Consider the following 12,369-nt stretch of genomic DNA (forward strand, 5'->3'; position numbering starts at 1 on the left):
AGGTTAAAACAATAAATTGCTTTTCCTTCAATCAATGCCTGCAGATTAAAATTGATTTAACCTCGACCTGAATTTATTATTTTCTAACACATTAAATTATCGTTAATGGCGCAAAAAATGCTTCATTACAAAATCGTTTACTCACCGTTTATGTGAAGTGTGCTCTGGAACCCAACGCCAGAACATGCACCCGCCGGTCGAATATGGCAGAATAGCGGGCAGAAACAGCCGTTCCCGTCAGTCAGGTTTATTGAGGCCCATGAGCGCAACCGCACCGAATCTTAAGTCTTTGCCTTACACCCGTACCGCCCTGCTGGAGCATTTTACTCCGCTGGCACAGCAGCCGTGGGCGATGTTGCTGCACTCCGGGTTTGCCGAACACTCGCATAACCGTTTCGATATCCTGGTTGCAGATCCCTGCACAACGCTGACCACACGAGGGCAAATCACGGAGATCCGCCACGGCGAAGATTGCCGACAGTCGCGTGAAGATCCCTTCAACCTGCTACAGCAACAGTTGGACCGTCAACAATGGCACCCTGCGGCAGATCCCAACCTGCCCTTTCAGGGCGGCGCGCTCGGGCTGTTCGGTTACGATTTGGGACGCCGAGTGGAAAAGCTGCCGCAATGGGCGCAGGCGGATATCGCGCTGCCGGATATGGCGATCGGCATTTATGACTGGGCGCTGATTGCCGATCACCACCGGCAGACATTGACGTTACTCAGTTACGGCGACACGGAACAGCGCTGGCGGTGGCTTAACGGACAACGCTCGGAACCGCAGCAGGCATTTACCTTGACCAGCCGCTGGCAGACCAATATGACGCGCCAACAGTACGGCGAAAAGTTCCAGCGCATCCAGCATTATCTGCGTAGCGGTGATTGCTATCAAATTAATCTGGCGCAGCGCTTTTCCGCAGATTATCAGGGCGACGAATGGCAAGCTTTTCAACAATTGAACGCCAGCAACCGCGCGCCCTTTTCCGCCTTTTTGCGCCTGCCGGACAACGCTGTACTGAGCGTTTCGCCCGAGCGTTTTCTGTGGCTGGAGAACCGGCATATTCAAACCCGTCCGATCAAAGGCACCTTGCCGAGGCTGGCCGATGCCGATCAGGATGCTCAACAGGCGCAGCGATTGGCGAATTCAGCGAAAGACCGTGCGGAGAACCTGATGATTGTCGACCTGCTGCGTAATGATATCGGCCGTGTCGCCGAACCGGGCAGCGTGCGCGTCCCCGAATTGTTCGTGGTCGAACCCTTCCCCGCAGTCCATCATTTGGTCAGCACCATCACCGCCATCCTGCCGGAACGCACCGCAGCAACCGAACTGCTGCGCGCTTGCTTCCCGGGTGGCTCCATTACCGGCGCGCCAAAAGTGCGGGCGATGGAAATCATTGAGGAACTGGAGCCGCAGCGGCGCAATACCTACTGCGGCAGCATCGGTTATATCAGCGCCTGCGGCACCATGGACACCAATATCACCATCCGCACGTTAATCACCGAAAACGGTCGCATTTACTGTTCAGCGGGCGGCGGCATCGTGGCCGACAGCCAAGAGCAGGCGGAATATCAGGAAACCTTTGATAAGGTCGGCCGTATCTTGCCGCAATTGGGAGAGGTTACCCCGTCGTGAGCCAACCGATTTACCCGACCTCGCTTACCGCTTTTATCAGCCGCTTCCAACTGCAGTTGCCGCAGGCGTCGCAGATTTCGCACAATACCCGCCCGGCGGCGGTGCTGATCCCTATTATCTGCCGCCCCGAGCCCACGCTGCTGCTCACCCGCCGCGCCGACTCGCTGCGTAAACATGCCGGCCAGGTGGCGTTTCCAGGCGGTAAAACCGATGCCGAAGATGGCTCGGCGATTATCACCGCACTGCGTGAAGCGCAGGAAGAAGTGGCGATCCCGCCCCAGTCGGTGACTGTGCTTGGCCAACTGGCGCCGCTTGACAGTAGCACCGGGTTCCAGGTCACGCCGGTGGTCGGCTTGATCTCGCCCGATGTGCAATTCAGCGCCAACGAAGACGAAGTGGCCGACGTCTTTGAGATGCCGCTGCATGAAGCGCTGACGCTGTCGCGCTATTATCCGCTGGATATCCACCGCGCAGGCCACTCGCACCGCATTTATCTTTCCTGGTATCAGAGTCAGTTTGTTTGGGGATTGACCGCCGCCATCATTCGCCGGCTGGCGCAGCAGGTCAGTATTTAACGCCAGATACGTGACACGGATCACAAGCCAAACGGTTACCTGCACAACAGGCGCGGGTAAAGCGATCGGCATCACTTCATTCATCTGCTTTTTCAACTACATTTCTGGCCATGAGAGTTTTAAAAAAACTGTAAACCCTCTCTTCAACCTTACGAAATACCTGTAAAATACTGCCGTCCGGAATAAACCACTATCAATATAGGGATTAAGCCGGCAGCGTCCCGCAACGGAAGCTGGCGCGATTGTCATTAACTGAGTTTGGGCAACGGAAGGTTCCACGGCTGACCGACTGCCAGAGACAATCAATAAGTGAGCTAACACCACGGATTATTTTATTTCATGCGAAAAAGGCAACCGAACCCGTACGGGCCTTTTACAATATCGCTGTTCCCTGCGCGGTTTTTAACCGATGCAGCCATAACAACATGCCTCTAAGGAGTTTTAGCGTGATTAGCGTTTTCGACATGTTTAAGATCGGCATCGGCCCGTCCAGCTCTCATACGGTTGGACCGATGAAAGCCGGCAAACAGTTTGTCGACGATCTGGTAAGTAAAGGCCTGATGCCTTCTATCACGCGTGTAGCTGTAGATGTTTACGGCTCACTCTCATTGACCGGTAAAGGTCACCATACCGATATCGCTATCATCCTCGGCCTGGCGGGCAATATGCCGGATACCGTTGATATCGATAGCATTCCGAGTTTTATTCGCGATGTAGAACAACGTCAACGTCTGATGCTGGCCAGCGGCCTGCATGAAGTCGATTTCCCGCGCGACGGCGGCATGGTTTTCCGCAGCGACAACCTGCCGCTGCACGAAAACGGCATGCAGGTTCATGCCTTCGCCGGTGATAAAGAAGTTTACAGCAAGACCTACTACTCCATCGGCGGCGGTTTTATCGTCGATGAAGAGAACTTCGGCAAAGCCGACGAACATGAGCTGACCGTTCCTTATCCGTTCAATTTTGCTCGTGAAATGCTCGATCACTGCCGCGAAACCGGGCTGTCTTTATCTGGCATGGTGATGCAGAACGAACTGGCGCTGCACAGCAAGCAGGAAATCGAAACCTACTTCGGCAATATCTGGCAGACCATGCGCGCCTGTATCGATCGCGGTTTGAACACCGAGGGCGTGCTGCCTGGGCCGCTGCGGGTGCCGCGTCGCGCTTCCGCGCTGCGCCGCTTGCTGGTTTCCTCCGATAAGCTGTCCAGCGACCCGATGAACGTTATTGACTGGGTCAATATGTTCGCGTTGGCGGTTAACGAAGAAAACGCCGCCGGCGGCCGTGTAGTCACCGCGCCAACCAACGGCGCTTGCGGCATCGTTCCTGCCGTACTGGCCTACTATGACCACTTTATCGAATCCGTCAGCCCGGACATTTACATCCGCTACTTTATGGCTGCGGGTGCCGTCGGCGCACTCTACAAAATGAACGCTTCCATCTCTGGCGCCGAAGTAGGCTGCCAGGGGGAAGTAGGCGTCGCCTGCTCTATGGCGGCGGCAGGTCTGGCTGAATTGCTGGGTGGCAGCCCGGAACAGGTTTGCATCGCGGCGGAAATCGGCATGGAACACAATCTGGGTCTGACCTGTGATCCGGTTGCCGGGCAGGTTCAGGTACCTTGTATCGAGCGTAATGCGATTGCGTCCGTGAAGGCGATCAACTCGGCGCGCATGGCGTTGCGCCGCACCAGTGAGCCACGCGTTTCTCTGGATAAGGTGATCGAGACCATGTACGAAACCGGTAAAGACATGAACGCCAAATACCGCGAAACCTCGCGCGGCGGCCTGGCAATAAAAGTGCAGTGCGATTGACCCCACACCCCGCCTTCACGGCGGGGTTTTTCTTTGTATAAAATCTTGATAATCAACCCCCTACTCACCATACGTGACGCCGTCACTCAAAAAAACCTTTACAATATCGCGCCGATCCACCGGTTAACCTGCAATTTAGCCCTTTGTTTCGCCAAATTTAAATAATTTACTGGGTTACCATCACTCTTGTATAACGACAGGCTAGAATTAGCCGAGTATCATCCCATGGCAGTTTGGCCTGACGAGGATTCTGGGCTAGCTTACCGAACAAGGATTTACCGATGTTGATGACCCAACTTGCCGTGACTAAATACCGCTATTACCGTTGGCTTCTGGCCGGGGCGGTTGGGTTGGCTATTCTGCTGCTCTCGCTGTACACCCGCTACTATCAGGAACTCGGCACCATTGAGCAAAGCCAGCGGGTGCTTGCCACCCGTACCGTCACCAAGATCAATAACCTGCTGGCGCCTGCGGAGCTCCAGGCCGGACGCTCCATGTCGTTGCTGGACCAACCCTGCCAGACCGCAATGCCGACGCTGCGCTTTCGCGCTGCGCAAAATCAGGCGCTACGGGCCATGCTGTTGGTCAAAGACGGGGTTATTTACTGTTCCAGCCTGTTCGGCGTGCGTAACTATGTTTTCAGCGCCATTTTGCCTACCCTGGCAGACGGTAGCGCGAAGTTAGCCCTGCGCCCTTCTCTTTCGGTCGCCAAAGGGGTGCCAACGCTGATCATGTGGACGCCGGGAACGGCCGATAACAATCTCAACGGCGTGCTGCATGTATTCAATATTGAGCTGTTGGCCAATTTCCTGCTGGAACCGCAAGAACCCTACGCACAACGGGTAGTGCTGAACGTCGGTGACAACAGCCTGGAATACGGGCGACGAGAGATCTTGCGCAGCGATTCCCTGACTACCGGCCTTCTCTATACCGCAAAATCAGCGCAATACCCTTTCTCCATCTCGCTGTTTGGCCCGCAGGCAAGCCGGCTCGCCCTGGCTGCGCTGCCGCGCCATATTCCGCTGGCATTGCTTATCAGCCTGCTGGCAGCCTATGTCGTGTACCTGCTCACCGCCAACCGCATGAGCCTGTCCTACCATATTGGCCATGCCATTACCCACCGCGAATTCCGCGTTTACTGTCAGCCGATCATCAACGCCGAAACAGGCCGCTGCATCGGAGTGGAAACCCTGCTGCGCTGGAAAAACAAACGCCAGGGGTGGATCTCGCCGGACGTATTTATTCCCCTCGCGGAGCAACATGGGCTGATCATCGCCCTGACCCGCTACCTGATGGGCACCGTGGTGGAAAACCTGCCGTTGTTCCCGCCACGTCCGTCGTTTTATATCAGCATTAACGTCGCCGCAGAGCATTTCAACGCGGTCACTCTTATCGACGACATTCGGCGTATCTGGCTGCCGGCCCAGCCGATGCCCTCGTTGATGCTGGAGCTCACCGAACGCACCGCACTGTCTGAAATTCAATATGAGCAAATCAAGACATTGAAAGAAATGGGGATCATGCTGGCCATCGATGATTTCGGCACCGGGCACAGTTCGCTCAGTTACCTGAAAAAACTCAGCCCTGACGTGTTGAAAATCGATCGCGGTTTTACCGCCGCCATCGGTACCGATGCGATCAACGCCACCGTCACCGATACCATCATTACTCTGGCGCACAAGTTGAAGCTAAAGCTGGTGGCGGAAGGCGTGGAAACCGCTGAACAGGCAGATTACCTGCGTTCACACGACGTGAACGCGCTGCAAGGCTTCTATTTCGCCAAGCCGATGCCAATCAACGTATTTCCGCTGTGGTTACAGCAGTATGAATCGAAGTTGCGAGCGATGAGTGCGCGTGAGGAGCGGCAGAAAGAAAGGGAAAACAAGCCGGAGGCGTGATGCCCCCGGCTCGTCATGTTACTGCTGTTCCTCGTCGTGAGGCGTCACTTTACTGATACGTACCAGCTCGATGCGGTACTCCGACACGTCAATAACTTCGAAACGCAGCTGGTTTAGCTCCACCACATCCCCCGCAGCCGGCATCTGGCCGTAATGAGAGAGCAGGAAACCCGCCAGTGTGGCGTAATCCGCCGTCGGGCTGACCAAATCTTCGCAGTTCAGCGCCTGCTCCAGCGAGTGCAAGTCGGTGCCACCCTTCGCCAGCCAGCTTTCGTCTTCCACCACAATATCCGGCGTCTCATCTTCGTCCGGGAATTCGCCGGCGATGGCCTCCAGCACGTCCAGCGGCGTTACCAGCCCCTGCACCACGCCAAATTCATTGGTCACCACCACCAGACGCCCCTTGGCGCGACGCAATACCGCCAGCAGATTAATCACGTCCATGGTTTCCGGCACCACTATCGGCGGCGTGCGTGCGGCAAACTCGGCGATATCATCACCCTGTTCCACGGCCACCAGCAGATCCTTGGCGCGCACCACGCCGATAATCTCATCCAGCGAGTCACGGCAAACCGGGAACAGGCTATGCGGCGTATCCAGCAATTGCTCGCGTACCTCTTCACGTGAGCGATCGCAATCCACCCACGAAATTTCGGTGCGCGGTGTCATGACGCTGCGCAATGAACGCGAAGCCAGCGTTAGCACGCCGCTGATCATATAGCGCTCTTCAGCGGCAAAAGTCTCGTTCACCGGCTGCGGTACGGCTTCGTCCGTTTGCTGTGCGCGCTGTTGCCCCATCAGACGCATAATCGCCTCTGCGGTACGCTCGCGCATCGGGCGGTGCGCCTGGTGTTTGATAAAGTTACGGCGGGCAATCTGGTTAAACAGCTCGATCAGGATCGAGAAGCCAATCGCTGCGTACAGATAACCTTTAGGAATATGCATGCCAAAACCTTCGGCGATCAGGCTCAGGCCGATCATCAGCAAGAAGCTCAGGCACAGCACCACTATGGTCGGATGGGCATTCACGAAGTTGGTCAGCGGTTTTGACGCCACCAGCATCACCACCATGGCGATCACCACCGCAGTCATCATGACCGGCAGGTCGTTCACCATCCCCACGGCGGTAATCACCGCATCAAGCGAGAACACGGCGTCAAGGATCACAATCTGCACCACCACCGCCCAGAACTTGGCGTAGCCACGGTTGGCGCCATCCTGGTGCGTCTGCCCTTCCAGCCGTTCATGCAGTTCCATCGTGGCTTTGAACAACAAGAAGACACCGCCGAACAGGAGGATCAGATCACGACCGGAGAAGCTGAAATCCGCCACGCTAAACAGCGGCGTAGTCAGCGTAACCATCCAGGAAATGACCGACAACAGGCCCAGACGCATAAACAGCGCCAGCGACAGACCGAGTATGCGCGCTTTATCGCGCTGCTTCGGCGGCAGCTTATCGGCCAGAATGGCGATAAACACCAGGTTGTCGATGCCCAGTACAATTTCCAATACCACCAGTGTAAGTAACCCAGCCCAGATCGAGGGGTCCATTAAAAATTCCATATCAGACTCCGGAAAAAAGACAGGATTGCCGAGCGGGGCTCAGGCGTGACGATGCTGACGCAGAGGGCGCGCAGAGAACAACAGCAAGATAACGGGATTGCAGTACCGGGGGATGGCCGAACGGCCGTGTGACTTGTGTTACGCCAGCAGGTGGCGGGTGGAACCTTGAAAAACAGTAACTTCGGTGACAGTCCATAGGGTGGGCTGAGGCCCTTCACTCCTAAATATGAAAGAGCAAATACTCTAGCAGGAATTTTTTTTACGGCAAAGAAGCTTTTTTACCTTCAGCATCGTCTTGTAACAGGTCTGTTGTTTAATTCTGCAAACGCCGGATTAAGAGTTATCTGAGCGCTCAATAACAGAGCAATGTCACAAAATTTATTTTTTCACTCACTAAAATAAATGACGCCAATGTGAATTAACGCGCACAGGCTTTTGAAACTGCGCGAGAAATGTTAAGCCCGCGTTTCTGATTTTCTACCATAATGTATCTGAACCTGTATCTGAACCGCGGAAGTGACTGCCAAGAAAGGAAATCAAGAACGACACAATCCGTGCATATACCCTATAGCTTTCACGTTGCAGCCAACAACGCTGCGGCTTGAAAGATGACGGGTATGAAGTTTAATGAGGAGGTAGCGAGTGGCAATAGCTATTATCATCGGCACACACGGGACCGCAGCGGAACAATTGCTGAAGACGGCGGAAATGCTATTGGGCGAGCAAGATAACGTCGCTTTTATAGACTTCGTCCCCGGTGAAAACGCCGAAACGTTAATTGAGAAATATAACGTGAAAATCAGCGAGCTAGACACCAGCGGTGGTGTCTTGTTTCTGGTGGACACCTGGGGCGGCAGCCCATTCAACGCGGCCAGCCGCATTGCCGTCGATAAAGAAAACTATGAGGTCGTCACCGGGGTTAACATTCCCATGCTGGTGGAAACGTTCATGGCGCGGGACGATAACCCAGGCTTCGACGAATTGGTCGCACTGGCGTTGGAAACCGGCCGTGAAGGCGTAAAAGCGCTGAAAAAACCGCAAGAAGAGAGTGTTAAGCCCGCGGCACCACAGAGTTCCCCCGCCGCCAAACCCGCCGTACCGCAGGCACCGCTTGGCCCCAATGACCGTATGAAGATCGGCCTGGCACGCATCGATGACCGCTTGATTCACGGCCAGGTAGCCACCCGTTGGACCAAGGAAACCAACGTCAGCCGCATCATTGTCATCAGCGACGAAGTCGCCGCCGATCACGTCCGCAAAACCTTACTGACCCAAGTGGCCCCGCCGGGCGTTACCGCGCACGTGGTCGACGTGGCGAAAGCCATCCGCGTATGGAACAACCCGAAATACGCCGGTGACCGCGTCATGCTGCTGTTCACCAATCCGACCGACGTTTGGCGCCTGGTCGAGGCCGGCGTGGAGATCAAATCGGTGAATATCGGCGGCATGGCGTTCCGCCAGGGGAAAACTCAGGTCAACAACGCCGTGTCGGTCGACGAAAAAGATATCGAAGCGTTTAAGAAATTAAACGATCGCGGTATTGAACTGGAAGTTCGTAAGGTCTCGTCCGACAGCCGGTTAAAAATGATGGACCTGATTAACAAACTCAATTAATGGCGCAAGCCAATAATTATTTTACTCAGAGCTCTTTGGTCATAGGAGAAGTGCAATGGAGATCACCACTCTTCAGATTGTGCTGATATTTATCGTTGCCTGTATCGCCGGGATGGGATCCGTCCTCGACGAATTCCAGTTCCACCGTCCGCTGGTCGCCTGTACCCTGATCGGCTTTATTCTCGGTGATATGAAAACCGGCATCATCATCGGCGGTACGCTGGAGATGATCGCACTGGGTTGGATGAATATCGGTGCTGCGGTCGCGCCAGATGCGGCGTTGGCTTCCATCATTTCCACCATTCTGGTTATTGCCGGCGGCCAGAGCGTCGGTGCCGGTATCGCGCTGGCCATACCGCTGGCGGCGGCCGGGCAAGTGCTGACCATCATAGTGCGTACACTGACCGTGGCCTTCCAGCACGCGGCAGACAGCGCAGCGGAACGCGGCAGTTTACGCGCCATCACCTGGATCCACATCTCCGCCCTGCTGCTGCAGGCGATGCGTATCGCCATCCCGGCGGTTATCGTGGCCATCTCGGTGGGCACCGCAGGCGTTCATGCACTGCTTAACTCGATCCCTGAAGTCGTCACCAGCGGCCTGAACATCGCCGGCGGGATGATTGTGGTGGTCGGTTACGCCATGGTGATCAACATGATGCGCGCCGGTTATCTGATGCCTTTCTTCTACCTCGGCTTCGTTACCGCCGCCTTCACCAACTTTAACCTGGTGGCGCTCGGCGTCATCGGCGTGGTGATGGCCGTGCTTTATATCCAGCTCAGCCCGAAATACAACAAGTCTCAGGTTGTACAGGCGGGTCCGGCTAATGCCAACGATCTCGATAACGAACTCGATTAGGAATAGGTGAGAGACATGGTTGATACAACAGCTCAAAAGAAACTCACGCCGGCCGATATTCGCGGTGTGTTCCTGCGCTCGAACCTGTTCCAGGGCTCATGGAACTTCGAACGCATGCAGGCGCTGGGTTTTTGCTTCTCTATGGTGCCGGTAATCCGTCGCCTGTACCCGGAAAATAACGACGACCGCAAACAGGCAATCAAGCGCCACCTGGAATTCTTCAACACCCACCCTTACGTGGCGGCGCCGGTGCTTGGCGTTACCATGGCGATGGAAGAACAGCGCGCCAACGGCGCACCGATCGACGATGCGGCCATCAACGGCATCAAGGTCGGTTTGATGGGGCCGCTGGCCGGCGTGGGCGACCCGATCTTCTGGGGCACCGTACGGCCGGTATTCGCCGCGCTCGGCGCCGGTATTGCCATGAGCGGCAGCCTGCTTGGCCCTATTTTGTTCTTTGTCTTGTTCAACCTGGTGCGCCTGCTGACCCGCTATTACGGCGTGGCCTACGGTTACCGTAAAGGGGTGGATATCGTTAATGACATGGGCGGCGGCTTCCTGCAAAAACTGACGGAAGGAGCGTCCATTCTTGGCCTGTTTGTGATGGGAGCATTGGTTAACAAGTGGACGCACGTGAATATCCCGCTGGTGGTGTCGAAGATCACCGATCAGACCGGGCATACCACGGTGACCACGGTGCAAACCATTCTCGATCAGTTGATGCCGGGTCTGGTACCACTGCTGCTGACCTTCGGTTGTATGTGGCTGTTGCGCAGAAAAGTGAATGCGCTGTGGATTATCATCGGCTTCTTCGCCATCGGTATCTTCGGTTACTGGATTGGCCTTCTGGGCCTGTAAAGTTCGTCACAGCCGGGGGGAAACCCCCGGTTTTTTTATTTGTGGAGTTGAAAGATGTCACTGACCGATGGCGTATTGCTGATTTTTACCGCGCTGATGCTGCTGTATGCGATTTACGACGAATTCGGCATGAACCTGCTGAAGGGCAAAACGCGGCTTAAAGTGCAGCTTAAACGCCGCAACCGGATCGACTGCCTGATTTTTGTCGGCCTGATTGCCATTTTGATTTACCGAAACGTCACCACTAACGGCGCAATATTGACCACCTATCTGCTTATTTCTTTAGCACTGATCGCCGTCTACATTTCCTATATTCGCTGGCCAAAGATGTTGTTTAAAACGCAGGGTTTCTTTTATGCCAACACATTCATTGAATATAACCGCATTAAAGCCATGAATTTATCCGAAGATGGAATCCTGGTCATCGATCTGGAGCAGCGCCGGTTGCTCATTCAGGTTACGCAATTAGACGATCTGGAGAGGATTTATCACTTTTTCGTTGAAAATCAATAAACAAATAACACATTAGCTTTTACGCCCACCGCTAACACGCACTGTATATGGATAATTAATCAACAACCCCAGCACTTATCCGTTTATTATTTACGCAACATTGTTGCATCAGCCTACATTATATTCCCTCTTGCAATTCTTTAATGAAAACAATTCTCAATTCCAACAGGAATATTCTCAAGTAATTAAGGTTGTCGTCGTCAGAAATATTATGGTATGGTTGCGCCGTCATTGGGGAGTAGCCGGTTTCTGGGCAATAAAACGCCAGAAACGCCCGTATCAACATACTCGTTTCGGACTCTGAAACGTGGTGCGGGCAGCCAGGTAAGGTTGGCGAGACCATAGACACGTAACTCCGTCGTATGGTTGGGGGTGGGTTACGTGTATATGGAGCCGCCCGGCCGAGGCTATTTAACATGAATATTTCCGCTACACTCATTCTCGCTTTTGGCATGTCTATGGATGCGTTCGCCGCGTCGATCGGCAAAGGTGCCAGCCTGCATCAACCCCGTTTTCGTGAAGCCCTGCGTACCGGACTTATCTTCGGCGTGGTCGAAGCCATTACGCCGATCATCGGCTGGGCAATCGGCCTGTTCGCCAGCCAATACATCATGGAGTGGGATCACTGGGTAGCCTTCTCGCTGCTGTTTATTCTCGGTACGCGCATGATTGTCGAAGGCATCAGAAACCGACCGGACGAAGTGGAAAAAGTGAAGCGCCACGGCTTCTGGCTGTTGGTGGCCACCGCTATCGCCACCAGCCTTGATGCCATGGCGATCGGCGTTGGCCTGGCCTTCCTGCAGGTCAATATTGTGCATACCGCCATGGCCATCGGCATGGCCACCATGATTATGGCAACGCTGGGTATGATGATTGGCCGCTTTATCGGGCCGCTGTTGGGCAAACGCGCAGAGATCATCGGCGGCGTGGTGTTGATCGGTATCGGCATCAATATTCTGCTGGAGCATTTAGGCTATCTCGCCTGATTGTCCCTGAACGCAAAAAACCTGCCAATGGCAGGTCTGAGTTTGATGACAAAGTAGTCATT

At 54.7% G+C, this 12,369-nt stretch carries 10 protein-coding genes and 1 riboswitch; of the genes, 9 read left to right on the plus strand and 1 reads right to left on the minus strand.

Features of this window, described 5'->3' with window-relative positions:
• Positions 1–259 precede the first annotated feature (259 nt).
• The 4 genes from pabB to SERAS12_RS14510 all read left to right on the plus strand — a co-directional run bounded on the left by pabB (position 260) and on the right by SERAS12_RS14510 (position 5,917).
• Positions 260–1,633: an aminodeoxychorismate synthase component 1 gene (pabB, locus tag SERAS12_RS14495; protein ID WP_013813359.1), complete on the plus strand. Its 1,374-nt coding sequence runs from the start codon at positions 260–262 to the stop codon at positions 1,631–1,633.
• On the plus strand, positions 1,630–2,208 hold the full coding sequence (locus SERAS12_RS14500; RefSeq protein ID WP_013813360.1) for a CoA pyrophosphatase: 579 nt from the start codon (positions 1,630–1,632) through the stop codon (positions 2,206–2,208). The genes pabB and SERAS12_RS14500 overlap by 4 nt, the downstream gene beginning before the upstream one ends.
• A 446-nt stretch (positions 2,209–2,654) precedes the next feature.
• Positions 2,655–4,019 (plus strand): L-serine ammonia-lyase, encoded by a 1,365-nt coding sequence (sdaA, locus tag SERAS12_RS14505; RefSeq protein ID WP_013813361.1) that lies wholly within the window; start codon positions 2,655–2,657, stop codon positions 4,017–4,019.
• Positions 4,020–4,300: 281 nt separating this feature from the next.
• Complete coding sequence (locus SERAS12_RS14510) at positions 4,301–5,917, plus strand: EAL domain-containing protein (protein WP_013813362.1); 1,617 nt, start codon at positions 4,301–4,303, stop codon at positions 5,915–5,917.
• Between the two features lie 18 nt (positions 5,918–5,935).
• Here the strand turns inward: SERAS12_RS14510 and SERAS12_RS14515 are convergent, their stop codons facing one another.
• Positions 5,936–7,480 (minus strand): TerC family protein, encoded by a 1,545-nt coding sequence (locus SERAS12_RS14515; protein WP_013813363.1) that lies wholly within the window; start codon positions 7,478–7,480, stop codon positions 5,936–5,938.
• A gap of 642 nt (positions 7,481–8,122) precedes the next feature.
• On the opposite strand from SERAS12_RS14515, the gene manX reads away from it, so the two are divergent.
• From manX to mntP, 5 genes are all read left to right on the plus strand, one after another.
• Positions 8,123–9,094 carry a PTS mannose transporter subunit IIAB gene (manX, locus tag SERAS12_RS14520; protein ID WP_013813364.1) on the plus strand — a complete coding sequence of 324 codons (972 nt, stop codon included), beginning with the start codon at positions 8,123–8,125 and terminating at the stop codon, positions 9,092–9,094.
• 55 nt (positions 9,095–9,149) lie between these two features.
• On the plus strand, positions 9,150–9,950 hold the full coding sequence (locus SERAS12_RS14525; RefSeq protein ID WP_004945641.1) for a PTS mannose/fructose/sorbose transporter subunit IIC: 801 nt from the start codon (positions 9,150–9,152) through the stop codon (positions 9,948–9,950).
• Between the two features lie 15 nt (positions 9,951–9,965).
• Positions 9,966–10,808 carry a PTS mannose transporter subunit IID gene (locus SERAS12_RS14530; protein ID WP_004945644.1) on the plus strand — a complete coding sequence of 281 codons (843 nt, stop codon included), beginning with the start codon at positions 9,966–9,968 and terminating at the stop codon, positions 10,806–10,808.
• Positions 10,809–10,862: 54 nt separating this feature from the next.
• Positions 10,863–11,321: a DUF986 family protein gene (locus SERAS12_RS14535; protein ID WP_013813365.1), complete on the plus strand. Its 459-nt coding sequence runs from the start codon at positions 10,863–10,865 to the stop codon at positions 11,319–11,321.
• A gap of 221 nt (positions 11,322–11,542) precedes the next feature.
• A riboswitch (yybP-ykoY riboswitch) is annotated at positions 11,543–11,730 on the plus strand.
• Positions 11,731–11,737: 7 nt separating this feature from the next.
• A complete protein-coding gene (gene mntP, locus SERAS12_RS14540) occupies positions 11,738–12,307 on the plus strand; it encodes a manganese efflux pump MntP (protein ID WP_013813366.1) in 570 nt (189 codons plus the stop codon).
• Positions 12,308–12,369 lie beyond the last annotated feature (62 nt).

This window comes from Serratia sp. AS12 (genome assembly GCF_000214195.1).
Taxonomy (GTDB): Bacteria; Pseudomonadota; Gammaproteobacteria; order Enterobacterales; family Enterobacteriaceae; genus Serratia; species Serratia plymuthica.

What these genes read in the sequence shown, in the direction of transcription:
- SERAS12_RS14535 (WP_013813365.1), top strand. Translation starts at nt 10,863, where the DNA reads ATGTCACTGACCGATGGCGTATTGCTGATTTTTACCGCGCTGATGCTG.
- SERAS12_RS14525 (WP_004945641.1), top strand. Translation starts at nt 9,150, where the DNA reads ATGGAGATCACCACTCTTCAGATTGTGCTGATATTTATCGTTGCCTGT.
- mntP (WP_013813366.1), top strand. Translation starts at nt 11,738, where the DNA reads ATGAATATTTCCGCTACACTCATTCTCGCTTTTGGCATGTCTATGGAT.
- SERAS12_RS14530 (WP_004945644.1), top strand. Translation starts at nt 9,966, where the DNA reads ATGGTTGATACAACAGCTCAAAAGAAACTCACGCCGGCCGATATTCGC.
- pabB (WP_013813359.1), top strand. Translation starts at nt 260, where the DNA reads ATGAGCGCAACCGCACCGAATCTTAAGTCTTTGCCTTACACCCGTACC.
- SERAS12_RS14510 (WP_013813362.1), top strand. Translation starts at nt 4,301, where the DNA reads ATGTTGATGACCCAACTTGCCGTGACTAAATACCGCTATTACCGTTGG.
- SERAS12_RS14515 (WP_013813363.1), bottom strand. Translation starts at nt 7,480, where the DNA reads ATGGAATTTTTAATGGACCCCTCGATCTGGGCTGGGTTACTTACACTG.